At 38.6% G+C, this 20,310-nt stretch carries 18 protein-coding genes; 3 read left to right on the top strand and 15 right to left on the bottom strand.

The window, feature by feature from the left end; genetic code table 11:
• Positions 1-140: 140 nt before the first annotated feature.
• Positions 141-320: a DUF3896 family protein gene (locus ACNQFZ_RS20335; RefSeq protein WP_458413114.1), complete on the top strand. Its 180-nt coding sequence runs from the start codon at positions 141-143 to the stop codon at positions 318-320.
• A 55-nt stretch (positions 321-375) separates the two neighbouring features.
• Here ACNQFZ_RS20335 and ACNQFZ_RS20330 read toward each other — a convergent pair whose 3' ends face one another.
• The 11 genes from ACNQFZ_RS20330 to ACNQFZ_RS20280 form a co-directional block, all read right to left on the bottom strand.
• Complete coding sequence (locus ACNQFZ_RS20330; RefSeq protein ID WP_458413113.1) at positions 376-1,023, bottom strand: superoxide dismutase family protein; 648 nt, start codon at positions 1,021-1,023, stop codon at positions 376-378.
• A 178-nt stretch (positions 1,024-1,201) separates the two neighbouring features.
• On the bottom strand, positions 1,202-2,941 hold the full coding sequence (locus ACNQFZ_RS20325; RefSeq protein ID WP_458413112.1) for an adhesive domain-containing protein: 1,740 nt from the start codon (positions 2,939-2,941) through the stop codon (positions 1,202-1,204).
• Positions 2,942-3,205: 264 nt separating this feature from the next.
• Positions 3,206-4,135 carry a DMT family transporter gene (locus ACNQFZ_RS20320; protein WP_458413111.1) on the bottom strand — a complete coding sequence of 310 codons (930 nt, stop codon included), beginning with the start codon at positions 4,133-4,135 and terminating at the stop codon, positions 3,206-3,208.
• Between the two features lie 275 nt (positions 4,136-4,410).
• Positions 4,411-4,779, bottom strand: a complete 369-nt coding sequence (locus ACNQFZ_RS20315) for a carboxymuconolactone decarboxylase family protein (protein ID WP_458413110.1) — start codon at positions 4,777-4,779, stop codon at positions 4,411-4,413.
• Between the two features lie 53 nt (positions 4,780-4,832).
• The gene (locus ACNQFZ_RS20310) at positions 4,833-5,459 is read right to left on the bottom strand and encodes a spore coat protein (protein ID WP_458413109.1); all 627 of its coding nucleotides are present in this window, start codon (positions 5,457-5,459) and stop codon (positions 4,833-4,835) included.
• A 156-nt stretch (positions 5,460-5,615) separates the two neighbouring features.
• Complete coding sequence (locus tag ACNQFZ_RS20305; protein WP_458413108.1) at positions 5,616-6,383, bottom strand: 3-oxoacyl-ACP reductase; 768 nt, start codon at positions 6,381-6,383, stop codon at positions 5,616-5,618.
• Complete coding sequence (locus tag ACNQFZ_RS20300) at positions 6,380-7,396, bottom strand: ABC transporter substrate-binding protein (protein ID WP_458413107.1); 1,017 nt, start codon at positions 7,394-7,396, stop codon at positions 6,380-6,382. The genes ACNQFZ_RS20305 and ACNQFZ_RS20300 overlap by 4 nt, the downstream gene beginning before the upstream one ends.
• 1 nt (position 7,397) lies before the next feature.
• Positions 7,398-8,150: an ABC transporter permease gene (locus ACNQFZ_RS20295; protein WP_458413106.1), complete on the bottom strand. Its 753-nt coding sequence runs from the start codon at positions 8,148-8,150 to the stop codon at positions 7,398-7,400.
• Entirely contained in the window at positions 8,147-8,899 is a 753-nt protein-coding gene (locus ACNQFZ_RS20290; protein WP_458413105.1) for an ABC transporter ATP-binding protein, read from the bottom strand. Before ACNQFZ_RS20290 ends, ACNQFZ_RS20295 begins: the two co-directional genes overlap by 4 nt.
• 6 nt (positions 8,900-8,905) lie before the next feature.
• Positions 8,906-10,345, bottom strand: a complete 1,440-nt coding sequence (locus tag ACNQFZ_RS20285) for an acyl-CoA reductase (protein ID WP_458413104.1) — start codon at positions 10,343-10,345, stop codon at positions 8,906-8,908.
• Entirely contained in the window at positions 10,342-11,430 is a 1,089-nt protein-coding gene (locus tag ACNQFZ_RS20280) for a LuxE/PaaK family acyltransferase (RefSeq protein ID WP_458413103.1), read from the bottom strand. The genes ACNQFZ_RS20285 and ACNQFZ_RS20280 overlap by 4 nt, the downstream gene beginning before the upstream one ends.
• A gap of 324 nt (positions 11,431-11,754) precedes the next feature.
• On the opposite strand from ACNQFZ_RS20280, the gene ACNQFZ_RS20275 reads away from it, so the two are divergent.
• A complete protein-coding gene (locus ACNQFZ_RS20275; protein WP_458413102.1) occupies positions 11,755-12,606 on the top strand; it encodes a DUF3990 domain-containing protein in 852 nt (283 codons plus the stop codon).
• A 22-nt stretch (positions 12,607-12,628) separates the two neighbouring features.
• Here ACNQFZ_RS20275 and ACNQFZ_RS20270 read toward each other — a convergent pair whose 3' ends face one another.
• On the bottom strand, positions 12,629-13,456 hold the full coding sequence (locus tag ACNQFZ_RS20270; RefSeq protein ID WP_458413101.1) for a zeta toxin family protein: 828 nt from the start codon (positions 13,454-13,456) through the stop codon (positions 12,629-12,631).
• Between the two features lie 261 nt (positions 13,457-13,717).
• On the opposite strand from ACNQFZ_RS20270, the gene dapB reads away from it, so the two are divergent.
• The gene (dapB, locus tag ACNQFZ_RS20265) at positions 13,718-14,476 is read left to right on the top strand and encodes a 4-hydroxy-tetrahydrodipicolinate reductase (protein ID WP_458413100.1); all 759 of its coding nucleotides are present in this window, start codon (positions 13,718-13,720) and stop codon (positions 14,474-14,476) included.
• Positions 14,477-14,522: 46 nt separating this feature from the next.
• Here the strand turns inward: dapB and ACNQFZ_RS20260 are convergent, their stop codons facing one another.
• The 3 genes from ACNQFZ_RS20260 to ACNQFZ_RS20250 all read right to left on the bottom strand — a co-directional run bounded on the left by ACNQFZ_RS20260 (position 14,523) and on the right by ACNQFZ_RS20250 (position 20,268).
• The gene (locus tag ACNQFZ_RS20260) at positions 14,523-17,009 is read right to left on the bottom strand and encodes a putative bifunctional diguanylate cyclase/phosphodiesterase (RefSeq protein ID WP_458413099.1); all 2,487 of its coding nucleotides are present in this window, start codon (positions 17,007-17,009) and stop codon (positions 14,523-14,525) included.
• Positions 17,010-17,392: 383 nt separating this feature from the next.
• Positions 17,393-18,571: a thiolase family protein gene (locus ACNQFZ_RS20255; protein WP_458413098.1), complete on the bottom strand. Its 1,179-nt coding sequence runs from the start codon at positions 18,569-18,571 to the stop codon at positions 17,393-17,395.
• Between the two features lie 125 nt (positions 18,572-18,696).
• A complete protein-coding gene (locus ACNQFZ_RS20250) occupies positions 18,697-20,268 on the bottom strand; it encodes a class I adenylate-forming enzyme family protein (protein WP_458413097.1) in 1,572 nt (523 codons plus the stop codon).
• Positions 20,269-20,310: the final 42 nt, after the last annotated feature.

The following is a 20,310-nucleotide window of genomic DNA, read 5'->3' as shown; positions in this document are numbered from 1 at the left end:
GCAACAGATACAATACTCATAATGTAACCTCATGATTTAAAATAAATGTAACAACTAGATAACGCTTACATTTTTCTCAAAATAAGCGAGATACAAGTTTTAATGCTGCAAATTCTTGATGAAGGAAGGAATGTTGAAGTATGAACTATCGCGAAATTATCAATAAAATAGAGAAAGATAAAACAGACTTAATTAAAAGATTAGAAAATAAGAACTTAACAAAAGAGGAATTTGAATCAATTAAACACTCGATTGACAACTATGATTATATAATTGAATTAGCTGAAATGAACCACTTTGAAAGAGGTGCAATTCATTAAATAATCGCCAAAAAGCTGCCGACAAAATAAGTCGAGCAGCTTTTTTTAACGCAAATTATTTAGGAATATTTCCTCCTGCCACTCTATCTCCTGAGTTCCCAGCCGGATCTGTTTTTTCATCATCCTCACCTGCATGGATGATTAATGATCTTCCAATAATACTGTTGCTCACACCTTGATCTAGTGATACATCTTCTAAAATGACCGCTTGATCGATTTTCCCATCCTTATTAGCAACTAGGTTTGGCATATCACCAAAATGATAGCCCTTCGGATTTTTATGGCCATGCTGCTTGCTTGTAGGGTTAAAATGAGCGCCTGCAGTGCTAAAATCACCGTTTACAATTGGGTTTTCGTGGATATGGAAACCATGCTTACCGGGCGTCAAGCCAGATGCATTCACTTTTATAATCACATGTTTCCCCATCTGTACCAACCCTGCAACTCCAATGACATCCCCTTTTGTGTTGTACAGTTCTAGATAAGTGTTTATAAAATGATGCTGTCTCCCGTTGGAGGTAAAGTAAGTATACGTATAATTATAAGTTGAATTAGCCGGAAAGCTTACAGTCGCGTTGTTATTCTTACCGGAATTGTTGCCACTTTCCGCAATCCCTTGTTTTGGGACATTTGCTGAAGCAATACCAAACATCACCAATGCTGCAATCACCACTAATAAAGTAGTTAAACTAACCCTTCTCATTTCATCTCACTCGCTTTCCATTCGTATTTTTTAAAGGATAGAACCTGCTATTGTAAATTATTTCCGAAAGACAAATTTTTACACATAATGAACGAATAATATATAGAATCATCGAAATAAAAAAAGAAGATATCTATCGAACAACATATAGATACCTTCTTCATGCAATTAGAGGCTATTACCATTCTTTAGTTGGATCGCCAATTGGATTATCAACTTTATTTATTTTTATTAATGTCATAGCTTGGTCATATGGGTCATCTAAATTACCATCTATTTCGTTATATACCTTTTTAAGCTTTGCCTTTAATATGACAAAACCACCCTTATCACCGTTTTGTTGAACTATACCATCATCGTTAACTTGTAAAGCTAAATCATGCTCGGATTTATCCTCACCATATACTGACCAATCAAATACTCCCGGCGTAATATTGAATCCTGCAGGTTCAACGATAAGTTTGTCAAACATATTTTTCCCATCAGTTGGATATACGTATATGGATTTTGCGAATTTTATATTTTTCAAATTAACGAATACTTCGGCTGTTGCCTTTCTTAGTTGACCGTTTTTATCTTTTGCTGTAACTACAATACTCGTTGTTCCAACACCTTTGGCTATGACTTTTCCAGACTGATCGACACCTGCAACCTGTGTGCCATCTTTAATGACCCAAGTAAATTGTAAATCCTCTAGTTTTGGTAGATTTTTAGGGTCCTCACCTGGAACTGGGAGAACATTGAGTTCTTTATATAAGTCTCTATGGAGCGTTTCCTTTACATTAATTGTGTAAGGAGGTTTTTTAAACTCCAAGCCATAGTTTTTCATTTCATTTATAGTTATTGTATCAAAATCCGCCTCTTTACTTAGCACTGAAACATTAATCAAAGAATTATTTATAGCGGCACCATAAATCTTAATCGTTCCTTGTACTTCAGACGGCTTTTGAAAGGATGTATTAACAGAAACAGTCGTATGACCAATTAATTGGATATCTGCTAGGTCGTCTGTTAAATCAATAACGCCATTGGCTAGCCCATTAAGAATACCTTTTGCACTAATAGTAACAGCGCTAAGTAAAGGCTTCACAATGGGTTTCATAACCAAGTCGGTGAGTAAACCATTGAGTATATCACCTAAAATTGGAACTCCACTAAGTAATTTAATTTCCAAACCATTTACAGCATTTAACACTTCATTAACTAAATCTATTACAACATTCTTTACCGTTGTTTCCAAATGTTGTCCTAACCCTTCAGAGAAATCAACTATGATTAAACCATTATCTTGGACAACTGCTGGTACTTGTTCTTCATATGCCAACAGATCAGTAAGAGCATCATCTATATTGTTCAATTTATCAAGTGCAATATTTATTTTATCAAGCCCATTAATACTAATGATGCCCGCCAAGAGAGTACCATTTACTGCGTTATCAATTCCGGATACCAATCCAGATACAAGTTTTGTCAAGCTTCCTGTCAAACCATCAACTGCTGAACTTAACGCAGGTAGATCGTCCATTGTAATTGGGAGAATTTCCACTCGCACGCTTGCTTTTCCAACAGACATTTTCCCAGCTAAATCCGGTGCATAAAATACGACAACTTTATCGGGGCCCACAAGCTCTGCGTTAGCAAGTCCGGTCCCAGACAAGCTTAAAGCTACCTCATAATGGTCTGCCTTTGTCTCGTCAAGTGTTGCCTTTACATCTACGTCTTTTAATAGATTGATATCCGCTAATGATGTTGCTGCTTCTGCCCGACGCTCTACAAGGTTTAAATTGCTGTCAATGGTATAAGAAAATGGAGGTATCACTAATGTCAAAGCTAACAGTGAGGCGGTAATTTTTTTTAGCAAACGATTACCTGACTTTTGATGGTAAAATTTTTTAGTATAGAACTTCTTTCGTCTCATTTCTAACACCTCCGATGAATTTTAAGCAAATGGGGCCGTCTATATCTCTATTAGCTTCAAATTCTGGTAAACTCAACACATCGACATCATTGGAATTAATCAAATCAGTCAAACAGGTCTTCAGAAATGGTACATTCTGTCTATTTACTTTATTATACAAAAAAAACATATAATACAAAGGAGCATATCTTTACAACATTTCGAATTGTTCAGACATGAATCGACATTATTCGCCAAACTCCAACTATCGATTACGTTTTTCATTCATTTAGCAGCAGTTTTTACCCTTTCATACTCTACATCCAATTCTACAGTTTGCTTTCTTGTTGTCTTGGAATTGATAAGGTAAATGCTAAAAAGAATCAGGATCATACCACCAAACAAAGTTGCGGTAAATGGCTCACCTAACATGAAGGTACCAATAAAGACGCTAATCATCGGTACTAAGAATGTAAACGAACCAACCTTGCTTGCTTCGCCGACACTCATCAATTTCAGATAAACCGCATTAGCTAGCGTTACTGCAAAAATGGCTCCGTACAAGAGACTCCAAATAAATGGTGGGTTCCATTGAATATCGGCAAGATTTTCGGTTGCCATCCCAGCACCGAAAATAACCATCCCACCAATAATATTTTGGATAGCCACAAGCCATAGGTTATCCACTCTGGCACTTGTTTTTTTGACATAAACCGTACCGACGGCCCAGCCGATTCCGGTAATTAGTGCCAGAATAATGCCGAGAAAGGAAATGTTACCCGATAATCCCTCAAGACTTACAACTACAACACCAAGAAATCCGATAACCATGCCGACCACTTTTTTGGCAGATAAAGCCTCCTTCAGCCATACCCAGGTCAGAAACACTACGAGTACAGGCTGAAGATAAACAATCACGGTGTACAGCCCGGACGGAAGATATTGCAAACCAATCATTTGAACTCCATTGAAAATAATAATGTTAAAAAATGCCGAAGTGAGATAAATAGGCCATGTTTTTTTCCATTGAATTTTTCTCCACTTTGGGAGTATAAAAAGCGTTAGAAAAACTCCACCCATCAACCCACGAATTCCCGCGTAAAGCAAAGGTGGCGCATAAAGAAGAGAAATTTTGTAGACAGGCCAAATTGATCCCCAAATAAGTACAACAAAGGCAATCCCAAGTGAAGCCTTTGTTCTAGATAGTTTCTCCATATGTTGCATCCCCCATATTCATAGAGTCGCCCTATTGTGGCCCTATATATATTGTATTAAATGTGCAAATTGTGATTTGTAATAAAATATATTTTACCACTTTATTAAAACTCAACACTAAATTTATGATATTAATTGGTATTTATGGATTAGACACTACATTAAAAAAGAAGGGAACTATAAAACGGCTTATAGATCCCTTCTTCGTGAATATAGACTTTTTACCTTTCGTTGGGTCGCCAAATTCGATTATTTTATCCCCTTTTACTCCTGTTTTATTGCTTTAATTCATTTAAATCTGTCATGCATTCTTGAACAAGTGTTACAGCCTGACTCATAGTTGCCCCGCCGCCAAAAGCTGCAGCTACTCCAATTGCCTCTAAAATCTCTTCCTCACTGGCACCTTGGTCAAGACACCCTTTGGTATGATAAATCATACAATACTCATCTTGGGAAAAAACACTTATGGCTAATGCTATAAGTTGCTTTTCTTTCTGAGACAATGTTCCTTCCTTAAAACAAGCCTCTGTAAAAGCATTAAAATGTCCTGCTATATCGGGCATTTTTTGAGTAAATGTCCCCAACCCCATCTTAAAATCAAGCAATGCTGCTTCAGTTTCATTTTTAGGTTCAAAAACTTCCATATCATCACAACTCCAATTCATTTTCTGTAATCATTGTTACATAAATAATTTCTCTATTGATATAGCTGTTCACTTGAACCGTGACTCGGTGTTTGATATTGATGTATATATTGTTGAATTTGCTCTTGATTTTCTGGCACGACCTGATACATGGCACCAATTTTTGTTATCATATTTGGATCGGCAGGCTCTAATGGATAGTAACCATTCTTAACCATGTATTGCCACATATCATAGGCGTGGGTACAACTCATTGTAAAACAAGTCTGGAAAAATGATCGTAACTCCGGGTTAGCCGCTTCCATGGCGGAATATGCATATTCCCGCCCCGCACGTTTCAATGTAAGTAAATAGGATGTAGCCATTTCACGGTCATTCATGTTATCAACCATTGTACGAGGCTGCATTGGCGGGTATTGCATGACAGGAGACATCGTAAAATCGTTCAGAAGGCCTTCTTCCTTCAATAGTGATAATTCCCTTTTGGCGCCACTCGTTTGATTAAGAAATTCCACTTTCATATTATAATCCCGTATGTGATATGGAAAATGCTTCTCCAAAATGCTTTTAAATTCCGGATCTTGAACATGTTGTAACATATAAGCCATGTTCGTAATCGAGTTAACACAGCTCATTGTTAATTCATTTAAATCATTAAGCTCATGTGCAGCAAGCTTCATTTTATAACCTCCCAGGTTGTTGTTTTCCCTTTTTAATGTGGTTATAAGTGTTAGTTTTTATTCGGTTCGGGCAACAACCTAGGTTTTAGGTCATAACAATGTGGAAAATATTAGGGAAACGCACGAACCGTCCCCCCTGTTTCCCCCCTGTTTCCACTACATTACAAATCCTCCATCAACGAATAAGGTTTGTCCTGTCATAAATTGACTCCAATCGGAGGCTAGGAACAAAACGGGCCCTGCGACGTCTTCAGGAGTAGCAATTCTTTTTAATGGGGTTTGTGCAATAATGATTTCCTTTAGCTCTTCTTTTGTCGTCCTGCTTGCATCTGTTGGGTAGACAAGACCGGGCGCCACGCAATTGACGCGGATTCCAAATGGTCCAAGTTCGGCAGCCAAATTACGACTATAACCCATTAAGGCTGTTTTGGCCGTATTGTACTCATGATAAGGCACAATCGGTCTTGCCACTAAGTTACTAATCACATTTATAATGCTTCCGTGGCTTTGTTTTTTCATAATCGGTACGACAGCTTGACACATGTAATGAGTGGCGCGCACGGAACCATCTATTTGCGACTGGTAGTCTTCCCAGCTGAGCTCCCATGCTAATTTCCGATTCTCTGGATCAAATTGAAAAGGTGTAAAAGCATTATTGACCACAACATCGATTTTTCCTGTTTCTACTTCCACTTGTTGGATTAACTGTTGAACAGCGGTCTCTGACGTAACATCTCCCTGTAGTGCCCAGCCGTCGCCACCAAGATTAACACATTCAGCAGCAACTTGTTCTGCTCTTTCGTGGTTTTGCAGGTAATTAACAATAACAAAAGCGCCTTCCTTAGCAAATGCACGGGCAATCGCCGCTCCAATTCCACGGCTAGCACCTGTCACAAGGACAACTTTGCCTTGAAATTTCATCATTTCTCTTCCCCCACAAATTCCTCTGTTACAACCTGAGATAGATCAAGTTTGTTTTTCACTAAGCCTAATTTCTGATACGTATCTGCACCAGTCTGTAAAAGCTTCTGATCAAGCGCGCCCAAGCCACGTCCCTTCGTATCATCTGAAACACTCGAGGCATTTCTTAGTTTAATAATTTCGAGATTTACTTTTTCGTCTTTCCCATCGATTGCATACTCTTTCGCAAGGGTAGCGGCTTCCTCTGGATTATCCAACATCCACTGCATACCGTTTCGATAGGCTTTTACAAACTTTTCTAGCTCATCTTTCTTTTCTTGATAGGTTTTCTCCGTAACGACGAAAACATCACTTGGGATATTTAGATAATCTTTCACTTCCATCACGTTGACATCGCCCAACCCTTTTTCTTGAGCGAGGAACAGCCCTGTATCAGTCCCGGCAGTGGCGTCCACTTGACCCTGCATTAATGGGGCAAAGTTTGAGACACCCGTTTCCACGATTTCTACATCATTTTCAGTCAGCCCTACACTATGTAGTAGTACTAACAAATTTTGCCGAGTCCCACTTGTTAAACTATAAACGCCAATCTTTTTTCCTTTTAAATCTTCCGGTTTTGTAATATGGCTTTCTTTTAATGACACAACATTAAAGACATTCTGAGGATATATATTGTAGATCACCTTTAGCTTCTCACCCTGATCTAGTGCAAAATAAAGCGAACCGGGATCCGTAAAGGCGATATCGGCTTTTCCTGATAAAATATTTTTAACGGCATCCCCACCACCGGCACCGGGAATGACAGTTAAATCGATTCCTTCTTCTTTAAAAAAGCCTTTGCTTTCGTCAACTAATAGATTGGTGGCCTCCGTAATCGGCTGACTCCATGAAGCGACCGTCATCTTTTCTAATTCTTTAGTTGGGGTTGCAGATTTCCCCTCTTCCTTTGCCCCGCAGGCTGTGAGTAACACTAGGAAAAGTAGTGTAATGAATAATCCATTAAATTTAAGTTTCATGTTAAAGCTCCTCTTTTTTATAGGGTTTTGACCATTTTTTCTCGAACCAACTAATCAATAAATAGAGAATCATCCCCATGGCAGTTAATAATACCAAGGCAGAAAACATTAGCGGCGTATCCATCATCCCTTGTGAAGCGATAATAACCGCTCCCAACCCTTCACTACCGCCAATAAATTCGCCAACAACTGCACCTACTACGGCTAGGACGACAGATACACGCAAGCCGGCTAATATGCCAGGCACGCCGGCAGGAATTTTCAAATGAAGTAATGTTTGCATCCGTGTCGCACCAAGCATGCGGAACAATTCCTGTTTCTGTTTATCGCTTGATTGAATCGCGGTAACCGTACTTTCAAGTAATGGGAAAAAGCAAACCAAAGCCGTAATCACTACCTTCGATGTCATTCCAAAGCCAAACCAAAGAATGAACAAAGGCGCCAATGCAAGCTTGGGAACGGCCTGGCTGGCAATAATATAAGGAAACAACAGCTTCCGTAAGAACGTGATTTCCCCCATAAGAATCCCGATACCAAACCCAAACGAACAGCCAATCAGTAATCCAAAGAGCACCTCTAGCGAAGTCCGGATAATATGATTGGTGAAATAACCACTCGTTAACTGCTCCCATAGGGTAGATGCGATAACAGTTGGCGCAGGCAACACCAACTCCGATGTTTTCCCTGCCGCCATTTGCCAGATGATGAGCAATACAATCAATAAAAAGAGTGAATAAAAGGGCATTTTCTTCATGATTGACCCCCGCTCATCACTTGGCGCAGCTGTAAGCAAAGTTCATTAAAATAAGATTGATAACGCATGTTTAAACTTCGCGGTCTTTCCAGCTCGACAGCCGTTCTATTCACAATTTCTCCGTTCTCCATCACACCGACGACATCACCTAAATAAACGGCTTCTGCAATATCATGGGTAATAAACAGCACAGTCATTCTGTTTCTTTCACATAATCGTAAAAGATCATCCTGAAGCTCTTCCCTTGTAATGGCATCTAGGGCAGCAAAGGGTTCATCCATTAATAAAAAAGTTGGTTTTTGCATAAGCGATCGGGCTATTGCTACACGGCTTTGTTGTCCACCAGATAGCTCTATAGGATAACGGTCAGCATAGGCTTCCAGTCCAACCATCTCTAATAACGCCAAAGCTTGTTCTTTGTCATCTGCTGTAATTTTGCGTTTAAGCGCAATCGGCAGCAGTACATTGTCTATCACATTCTTCCATTCCAACAAGGTGGGAGATTGAAATACAAACCCACATTGGGGTGATGGCTCCACAACTTTACTTCCATGCAATAGAATCGTTCCTTGATAGTTTGGAAGTAAACCGGCTGCAAGCTTTAATAAGGTGGTTTTGCCACTACCGCTTTTTCCTAATAAACAATGAAATTCTCCTTCTTGTATGTCCCAATTTACTTTACGAAGAACGGGGTTATTCTTCCCGAAACCATAGGTCACATCTTTTATTGTTAAAAAGCCCAAGGTCACCCACTCCTAATCCACATATGGTGCAAATCGTTCACTATCCTCTTTAGCTGAGGATTCGATGTCGATGATGTTTACTAAATCCATCAGGTTAAAGCGGCCGTCATGATGCCAACCAGCTTCAGGGGATGTCATCCTCCCTAACGCCGTTATCCGTGTCACTCCGATACGTCCTAAAAGATCTGACCACTGAAAAAGTTCCTTCGGATCTGCCGCCATTCCAATCGTTTGTAAAAATGACCGATATGGTTTGATAGAAGGAACAATGTCTTCGATTTTGTCAAAAGACATGACTTTAATGACACGATTTAACGGGCTTGGCGAAAAAGCAGTACTTCCTTCCTCATAAACGACAGCCCAATCGTTGGCTGCAGTCCCCAATACCTCTTTGTTACGATTGGAAAAAAGGCTCATTTCTTCTTTTTGCTTCCATGAAGCGAAGGATGAAGATTCTTCCATTGATAGAATCCGGCGCGGATATCTTTTTTCAAAACTGTCCAACTCGGTTGCCAGATAGAGGGCAAACTCACGTGGTGAAACTTTACCGCCGGATTGCACATAAAACATATGCGGAGAATAACAGCCTTGTTGGTCATACATCACCACATCCAATGCCGCCTGATGGGCCGTTTTCCATGCTTTTTGAGAATCTAATGCGGCATTTGAAACGATACCAAAGCTGACTTTATGTCCATATGGAATAAATCTAGTCGTAATGGGTATTTCTTTCTCTAAAGCCTCCAGCGTCTGATTTCCTCCATAGCCGATCACGAGGTTCGATTGTTTAAAAATCGTTCTTTCCCGATTTTCATCGCCGCCTTTCCACCATATGACGGCAAAGCAATTGGCTAGTTTTGGCTCAACCTCGGCTAAAAGTTTTGCAAACCAACTCGCAAAGAGTGGTTCTGCACTTGGAACTTTCCCGATATTCCCCGCTTTAACTAAAAGTCCAGATACAAAACTCCAAAGTGGCAAGGCTGGGACATTTCCTGACCATACATGGGTAATCAAATCAGGGCCAATGGCTTTCGAAAATCCACCTTTGACACGAGGCTGAAAGTCATCAAGCAAGAAAGGATTCCCCAAGTCCTCGACAAGGAAACGCTGCAACTCATGTTTGCGAAACGTTTTTAAATAAGACGTAAGTGCCAGCCGTATCATCTCTCCATCATAGCCAGTCACAATTGGCAGCAGCCTTTCTGCTTTTTCCCTATAGAATGATTGGCGATCAAGAAAAATCTCTATCACTCTATCGATACAGTTCACAATCTCAGAGACTGTCATATTTTTTAAGACTTCTGCACTGTTTCGTTTAACAGTTTCAATCACTTTTTCCATCTGCGTTTCATTCAACAGTGGAATCTCTATTTCTAAATCTTGAAATGTAATGATTTTTTGTTCAAAATCCTCTTCCCCAATGTCGGGAATGTATCCAGCTGTTTCTCTCATTTCGCTGTATCCTTTGCCATTTGAATAAATTCTTCAACCGCTAGCGAACACCCTCTTGCTTCAGCACCTTGAACGCGGCCAAGCAATAGAAAGCCATCGTCAACTTCCACACCGATATCTTCTGTCAAAATCGTCGTAACAGAATTAAAGTTGGCCAAATCACAATGAACGAGAACACCACGTTCTCCCTTCGCTACTTCTTCCCCTGTTAACGGATTGATAACTCTCGTTTTAATCCAATGCGGGCCTGACTTCACCGATGGAAGAACTTCATTGCCGTTATCATAAAACTGTGTGCTTAACTCCGTAACACCATACATATTCATGCAATTTTTCCGCTCGACCCCGAAATAATAGCTCAAGAGCCGGTAAAATTCGTCAAGTTCCAATTCTTTTGATTGATTTTTATAGCCGCCAGTGTCGAGGATTCGACTTCCTTCGGGCAGCTTGAACGTACGCCCTTTCCTTTCCAATTCTTCGAATAGATGGACAAAGCTATAGCTTGCACCTACCAAAGCGTACGGTTCACCACTTTCTTCGGCAAGCTCCAGTTCACTGATGCAGCGACCTGTATCAATCCCATTCTCCGTCAATAAATAACAGCTATTTTCTGTACCAAATTCCCTTACAGCAAGCGCCAAGTAATGAGCCAATGATGAATTTGGCAGTTCTTTTTCGGTTGGAAAAAGCACACCCATTCGGATTCTCTCGATATCCTTCATAAATCTTTGTTTGTAATTTACGATCATCGATAGATCATAGATTTGTAATGTAGGATGGTAATGTTTGCCGCGAATTCCTTTCGTCGTTCCGCTTGTCATAAACACAGCTTCAGCCTCTTCGGGGTTTGAAGAGCTGAGCGGCACCTCTTTAAACACATTAATCGGCACACACGGAATATCCCTCCATGATTTCACCAACCTTGGAGTTTTTCCTTTTTGCCTGCAAAAAGCTTGATAAGGAAGGTTGTTTTGATATTGATAAGAAAAAATACGTAACGCGCTTCTATTAAAGTCTTCATCGAAAGATACGGGATTTTCAATAAATTGAGAAAGCTCATTTATAATGTCCTGCTGCTGAATCATCCTCTTCAATCCTTTCTAAACAAATTAAAATGCACCTTACCGAGGCAAGGTGCATGAATATTTTTCACTTTCCCTGCGCTGGCATTACCCAACAGGTTCTAACGGTCTACGACGGTTTAGTCGTACTCTCAGCCTGCTTCCACAGACTCCCGATTCATATTTTTACTATACCTATAAAGTTTACTCTTTATTTTTAAAAATGCAATAGATTTGAAAACTAGAGCGCCTCTCTCCTTCTTGGTAAAATCCATCTCTGTTTTAACATTTATTCGGTTTCCTGCTCATATAAATGATTAGACCTAATATTAAAATAGGTGGGGGGCCATGTCCATCGTGCTTGATTTTAAAAGGGTTTACCATGGAACCAATTTATTCGCTGCAAAGCTAATTCAATATACGGGCATTCTGTTGAATGCGCAAAGAGAGCTCACCGACTTTGGTAAGGGATTTTATGTAACTCCAAACCACATGCAGGCTATAGAGTGGTCACAGGTGAAATCCAAAAATCCGCAGGTCCATCCAACTATGCTGGAATGGTTAAAAATCAATAAGTGTGAATATTTACACCATCAGGAAACAAAAATCCCTGCTTATTTAACTTTCGACATAGACATAACCCGTTTGCTTCATCTAAATGGGTTGATCTTCCCTATGCCTGGTGAACCATCCTGGCATCAGAAAAAAGAAACATGGAAATCTTTCGTTCAAAATTGCCGAAGAGGCCTAAAACATCCTTATGACTTTGTTTATGGACCTGTTGGAGGGCGTCATGACGGTACGTATACGCTAGTAAAACCCATTAAGATAAAAAAGCAATTATCACTCAATAGTGTTAAAGCTTTGAGATGCCTTTCCAATTATAGAATTACAGTCGCACCAACTGTAAAAACTAAAGCCTATCCAATACATTTTGAACAAAGAGGCCCAATAAACAGCTCTGAACCAATCCATCCTTTTTTAAAGGAGATTCGCAATCATTTAATCCAACTTAATCCCTATTCCTGGTACAGAGCAAACGAGATGGTGAATCATTCCTGGCTGGCCGAACAATTATTGAGTGAAGAAACCTTATTATGGCATGAATCCCCGGCCTACTGGGCATTTTTTATTTTGTATGGAGAGTCAAGTTTATGGTATCAGAGTTATGAAAGGTATATGAAGGATATCCAATCCTAATGGATTGAATAAGCAGGTGGGATTATCTTTTTCCTTTTTTTAAAAATTGATCATATTTAGTAGGGTTCAAAATGGACTGGTGGGAAGCGATAAGCGTGAGTTGATTTTGATTATCATAAATTTGATAATGGTCCAACAAACCTTTGATGGTCTCGAACGTTCGAGGTACAAGTTTATGAGTATTTATAATAATGGGGAGAGGAACTTTTCTACCTGTAACACGGGCACGTTCATCGGCACGTTTTATGGCAATGGATAATGGAACATCGACAATATAAGCATGAATTTCATAATCGTTCTTTTTCAAATTTTTTATGAGCCATTTATATTTTCGGGTCCTCGCCATGGTTCCCTCATATATAAAATTTTTCCGTTTTTTCATGAGTGTCCTTAATAAAAGTGCCCCAATGTCATAGGCCTCCTTGTGTACAAAACTAGCAGCCTTCTCAGGATTTGTTTTTTTCAAACTAGCATATTCGGGAATGTACTCCTTAATTTCATCGATGTCTACCATGACAGCGGAAATATTCTTTGCTGCAAGTTTCTTTTCAATGATGGTCTTACGCAACGTTGTTTTACCAGAAGCTGTCCCTCCACCCATCAAAAAGGCAATTGGTCTCTCTCCCTGTCCAATAGAGTTACTTGTCATTTCAATCCTATCTACAATTTTCTCATGCAACTGATGTCTTTCTTTCGTATATTTATTTCCGTGGAACGAATAGATTTCCTTTGTATCCTTCCCTATATACCCATTCTTCTGTACCGGTCGGGTGAAGCCTTTCCACCTAAACCAGCTTAAAAAAGTTTTCCAACGTTGAAATGCAGCAATAGATTTATGATGGTTTTTCATTTCCTTCACCTTACTAAAATGGATTTCATTCCCCACATAATAAGAGTACACTACCCTCTACCCTATTCATAAAAATAAACCCAGGTGCCTGGCACTTGAGGATTATTTCTTTCACTAGGCCTTCACCTCTTCTTTTACCAATTGTAAATTATGATAAAAATACTTCCCCTCCGAGGCCATCTCTTCTAAAACAATCGAATTCTTCCAAAATTCTTGGTAAAATAAAATCAACAAATCTATTAATGAAAGGAATGAATGATTTTGACTACTATCGTAATTTGTGGCAGCTCAGGTAAAATGGGAAAGGTGATTAATAATATCATTTCTACAAGAGATGATTGTGAAGTTGTGGCGGGAATTGACAAGAATACAGAAGGTCCTACTGATTTTCCAGTGGTGTCGACTCCGAAACTACTTTCTTCCCTTTCCATTGAACCGGATGTGATTATTGATTTTTCTCACCCATCCGTTCTTGATGAATTACTTGATTATTGTCTCACCAACAGAGTGGCACTCGTAATTGCAACAACTGGATATAGCCAAGAAGATGTTGATAAAATTCAAAAAGCAGCAAAAGAAATCCCACTTTTCTTCACAGCAAATATGTCAATTGGTGTAAATTTGATTGCAGAACTAGCCAAAAAAGCGGCTTCTGTATTAGGGGATCAGTTTGATATCGAAATCGTCGAAAAACACCATAACCAAAAGATTGATGCACCTTCAGGCACCGCGCTTATGCTTGCTGATGCGATTAATGAGGAATTAGATTATCAATATTCTTATACATACGACCGACATAGCGTTCGTGAAAAAAGAACAAAAAAAGAAATCGGTCTTCATGCTATTCGCGGGGGGACAATCGTTGGAGAACATGATATTATTTTTGCTGGTCGGGATGAAATTATAACTCTTTCCCATCATGCGGCTTCCAAAGAGGTTTTTGCTGTTGGAGCGGTTAACGCAGCCATTTTCTTAAATGGAAAAAAACCAGGATTATATAATATGAAAAATTTAATATAATTGGGGTCAGTGGGGGACTGAGGGACAGGTTTATTGTCCCATCATCCTAAAAAGATGGGACATGGGGCCTGTCCCCCTGTCTCTCCCCTTGTTTCAATAGAATTTCAATTTCATGGCTTGGTACAGGTTTCCCAAATAAATAACCTTGTGCTTCTTCACATCCTTGTTGGACTAAATATTGAACTTGTTCTTCAGTTTCTGTTCCCTCAGCAATAACTGTTAATCCTAGATGATGAGCCATAGAAACAATGGTTGAAACAATTGAATTATCCTCCTCATCATGAGGAATATTTTTAACAAAGGATTGATCGATTTTCAATTTATCTACCGGAAATTTCTTTAGATAGCTCAATGAGCTATACCCTGTTCCAAAATCATCAATTGAAATGATCACCCCTAATTGCTTAATTTGTATTAAATTATCTAGCATTTGATCCACATTCATAGCCAAACTCTCAGTAATTTCGACTTCTAACAACTCTGGCGGTATTCCTTCTCTTTGAATCACATTGGAAATCGTTTTAACGATATTTACGTCCATAAATTGGACCGAAGAGAGATTCACAGCCATTCGTATCTGAGGATATCCTTGATCCAACCAACATTTAAGTTGCTGACAAGCCTTATGTAAGATCCATTCGCCTATCGGAATAATCATTCCGGTTTCTTCGGCTATAGGGATAAATTCGCTTGGAGAAATCATTCCTGCCTCTGTATGTTTCCAACGGACAAGGGCTTCCACACCAACAAATTCTCCTGTTGTTAAGTTAATTTGAGGTTGGTAATATAGGACTAGCTCATTTTTCTCGATTGCTTTCCGTAATCCATTTTCTATTTCTACTTTGCGACTAATTAATTCATGCATTTCATGAACGTAAAATTCAAAGCTTTGGCTACCTTTCGATTTAGCATGGTTTAATGCTTGTTCTGCATTCTTCAAAACAGTTGCGGCTGTTTGACCATCTTCCGGGAAAATACTAACTCCAACACTCACAGTCAAAAAAATGTCTTGAGAATTAATATGAAATGGTTCCCGAAAATGATTGAGAATTCGATTTACAACTTTAACCGCTGTCTTCCGTGGTAAATAAGGAAAAACTACTAAAAACTCATCTGCATTATATCTGCTTACTATGTTTTCACTACGAACTACTATTTTTAAGCGTTGTGCTGTCTCTTGAAGGATTTGATCTCCAATTCTTTGCCCAAAAGTTTCATTAATCCATTTAAAACGATCCAAGTCAATCATCATTACCGTTATTGGTGCCAGGCTCTTTTCAAAAGCTCGTTCCATCTTTTCATAAACAAAATGCCGATTGGGAAGATCCGTCAAGGAGTCGAAATAAGCCTGATAGAATATTTTTTCTTCTTGTTGCTTCCGCTTTGTTATATTCCGAACTACTAACTGGTAAGAAGGTAGATCACCAAAATGAATCGGAGCACCTGATATTTCAATATGAATTTTCTCTTGGTCATCTCGACTACATATTTCTTTTTCAATATTTTCAATTTTTTCTCCTAATTGCATTTGGTTTACAATTTTCCCTATAAACTCATGATCGTTCTCATGAAAAAACATTGAAATCGATTTTCCTATGATGTCTTGTTCATGCTTGACCTTTAACAATTGAAGCCCAACTTGATTAATATAAACAATCCGACTATCTTGTAGGACCATGATCGCATCCGGGGAAAGGCCCACGAGATTTTGGTACTTTGCTTCACTGTTCAAAACCTCTTTTTCTTTTCGTTCAAGCTTCCGTATAGCCGATCGAAATTGACTATTTACCCAATAAGTTGAAATGATCAACATATATAAAATAAAAAGTAAACCAATCGTTTTAAGTCTTGCCAATCGTATTTGGTTGATCCAGCTCTTTTCATTTAAATCAATTCCAAGAACCGCATCTACTTTTCCTAATTTATTATAAATAGGTCCATATGCCGTTACAAAAGCCCCCCATTTATCCTCATTAGCCTTATCCTGAAAAGTGTACTTTCCTTTAAAAGCTTGTTCCAGTTCCACAATTGGCTCATCATATTTTACTCCTATTGGAATTCTACTCTCTAATTCACCTTCAATTTTCCCATTTCGATCATAATCTGTTTCTGGACCTAAAATGAATACATTTGTACCATTTGGCAATTTCCGCAAGGTGTATATACTGTCTATTTGCGGATTAATTTTCATCCAATCAACCATATTTCGAATCATCCCAAGATAGACTGCATCATCAGGTGCAGTATTTAAGCTTATCTTTTCGTGATTCATTTTCTCTAATTCAATGGCCATCGTTGGTGCCATCCCAGCTATGCTTTTATAGATTTCATTCATTTCAAATTTCTCTTCTAATCTAACAAACAACCATCCTCCACTAACCAACAGAAAAATGAAAACCATTATCAATTTTTGCGTATTTTCCAACCCTTTTTTTACATACAAATCAGAAAATAATGCTTTCCTTTTTCTTTCTATTAAAAATGTAATACAAATAATAGACACCGTAAAAATAATATAGTCTATATTTATCATATTTTTTTCTCCAATTACTAGTGAAATTGATGATGCTATTATTATGAATCGTGAGTTTCACTTATACACTTATTATTTCGGCCAATTATAACCTACTAAAAGAAATAATAGTTTAAGCATCATGGTGAATTCAACCAATTGAAATGAATATTTAATGACATTTAAACCTGTTAGCGCTTACAATACTCTTCAGAATATATTAATATAATATTATATAGACTATATTAAGGATAGTACATATATCACAGTGGGAAAATGTATAAATTGTTCCAAATTAACTAGAAAATGGAAAAGAATATATAATATAAGGTTTTACACAAAAAATGTAAGAAATTTGTGTAAAACCTTTTTAACTTTTTTATTTGAGAGCTTTATCGTTAATTTTAAATAGACTCAATAATAATTGCAGCTGCTGGTCCACCACCTGCACATAGTGAAGCACATCCATACTGAGCACTACAGCGCTTCATTTCATGTAGTAAAGAAACGATCAGCCTTGCTCCAGTGCATCCAACTGGATGACCTAAAGAAATACCAGATCCATTTGCATTAACCTTTTCCATATTGATTTGTAGTTCACGATTCACTGCAAGGAATTGTGCTGCAAATGCTTCATTTATTTCCCAATAATCAATATCATCCTTTTGCAATCCAGCAAAGTGTAAGGCCTTATTAACCGCAGGAACCACACCAATTCCCATGAATTTTGGATCAACCGCTGCAGAGGCTGAAGATACGATTCGGGCAAGCGGTTTTAATCCAAGTTCATTTGCTTTTTCCTTTTCCATTAGAAGTAAGGCGGCTGCACCATCACTTAAGCTTGATGCATTTCCTGCGGTGACAGTCCCGTCTTTTTTGAAAGCAGGCCTAAGCTTAGCAAGTGTTTCCAAACTTGTATTTGGATTTGGATGTTCATCCTTGTCCATCAACATTGTTTCTCTTTTCGACTTGATTTCAATTGGAATGATTTCCTGATTGAATTTTTCATTTTGAATGGCCTGTATTGCTCGTTGATGACTTAAAAGTGCTAATTCATCTTGCTCTTCCCTAGAAATATGATATTTTTCAGCTAAGTTTTCTGCTGTAACACCCATATGATACCCATTAAATGCATCAAGTAAGGCATCATGAAGTAAGCCATCCATGATAGTAGCATCTCCCATTTTGAACCCGTTTCGTGCTTTTGGTAAAATGTGAGGAACATTTGTCATACTTTCATAACCAGCAACGGCCCCTACACTAACCTTCCCTAGCATAATATTTTGAGCTAAGATTTCAGTAGCACGTAATGAAGATGGGCACTGCTGGTTGATGGTTAAGGCAACAGTTTCAACATTACAACCTGCTCCTAATGCAACCTGTCTAGCAGTATTTCCTTTACACCCGGATTGATAAATATGTCCAGCAATCACTTCTTCAATTTCATTTGGATCAATTCCTGTTTCTTCAATGACCGCTTTAAGGGCATGTATTCCTAAATCTACCGCAGAAAAATTGCTCAACTTTCCTGAAAAATCTCCGATTGGAGTTCGCTTCCCACTTACTATAACAACTTCACGCATAATCATTCTCCTTTGTTGGATAGGATAGAAAAAATTGATACATTGTCTCTGTATTCCGAAAGGCTGACCTTGTTGCCAATTTGTAATAATGGCACATCATCCTGATTACTTCTTCCTAAAATACCTTAGTTAATATTTCTTCCTGCTTTTTCCCAAAAGGGGTGTCGCAAAACCTTTTTGTCGATTTTCCCATATGGTGTGAGAGGCAGTGAATCCTTAAAAATAATATTTTTCGGACGTTTGTATTTGGCTAAGTGCTGCCCACAGAAGCTTTGAATTTCCTCCTCCGTAAGCGATACACTTTTAGCTGGAACAATAATAGCGGAAACCACCTCACCCCAGTCTGAATGAGGGATTCCAATGACGGCAACCTGACTTACACCTGGATACTGCTGAATAACGTTTTCCACTTCGGAAGTATAAACGTTCAAACCTCCGGAAATAATCATGTCCTTTTTACGATCCAGTAGATAAATATAGCCGTCCTCATCCATCATTCCTACATCACCTGTATAAAGCCAGCCATCCTTCACTGTTTCTTCTGTTTTATCCTTTGCTTCATGATAGCAAATCATAGTATATGGCGTTTTCGCAATGATTTCTCCCTCTGTTCCGCGCGGTACTTCCTTGCCATCCTCATCCACAATTCTTACCTGGGCCATTAGTACGGGCTGACCACAGCTTCTTAATCGCTTTTCATTTGATGGATCTAAAGAATGATCTGATTTTCTAAGTCTTGAAATAAAGTTTGGAGCCTCTGATTGGCCAAAAAGTTGGGTGAATACCGGTCCAAAAATATCTAATCCTTGTTTTAATCTCTCAACTGTAATCGGGGCAGCCCCATATACAATGGTCCGTAGGTTAGAGAAATTTGGTCTTCTTCCATTGATCGTATCTATTACTCTATAAATCATGGTTGGCACCATAAACGTAAGGGTAATCCGATTTTGCTCAAGATGGGTTAGGACAAGCTCCGGGTCAAATTTTTTCTCAATAAAATGCGTCGCCCCTTTTGCTAAACCAGCTGCTAATACAAACCCAGCACTATGTGGCAGCGGTGTTGTAAGTAAAATTTTCTCATCATCATTCAGACAAAGTTCAATAATATGTGATAGCAGATTAACCGCAATATTTCCCTTTGTATGTACTACGCCCTTTGGTAATCCCGTAGTACCTCCTGTATACATAATGACCGCTATATCCTGCCCAGAACCTGTTTCTTCCACATCATCTTCCGATTCAAACCCTTGAAATTCTTCCCATGAAATAAAACTTGTCGGGTGATTACCCTGACTACCAACAGCGACAATCGTCTCCATTTCAGGAAGTTCATTTTTTATTTTTTCAATCATTTCAAAAAAGGCACAATCGACGATTAATACCTTTGCATTTGAATGTTTTAAAATATGCAGGATTTCCTTTTCACCTAGCATGTCATTAAGTGGTACTTTTGCTGCTCCAGCCTGGATAATCCCCATATCGCTAATCACGTACTCAAGGCAGTTCGACATCAGCAATGCAACTCTAGAGTTGGCTTTAATACCGCGACGCATCAAAGCTCGTGCAACACGGTTGGCGGACTTTAATAATTCACCGTAGGTTAAGGTTTGTTTATCAAAAACTAAGGCAACTTTTTCCCGATTTCTTGAAAAAACGTTTTTATAAATGTCTTTTAAGGTTAGTTGAGAAAAACTCACCGTTACTTCCCCCTTTTTAAAATTAACCTATGAAAATCATTT

The organism is Schinkia acidoalkalinis, assembly GCF_054301215.1.
Note: the sequence above shows the minus strand (reverse complement) of the source record. Positions and strands in the feature narration are given on the sequence as shown.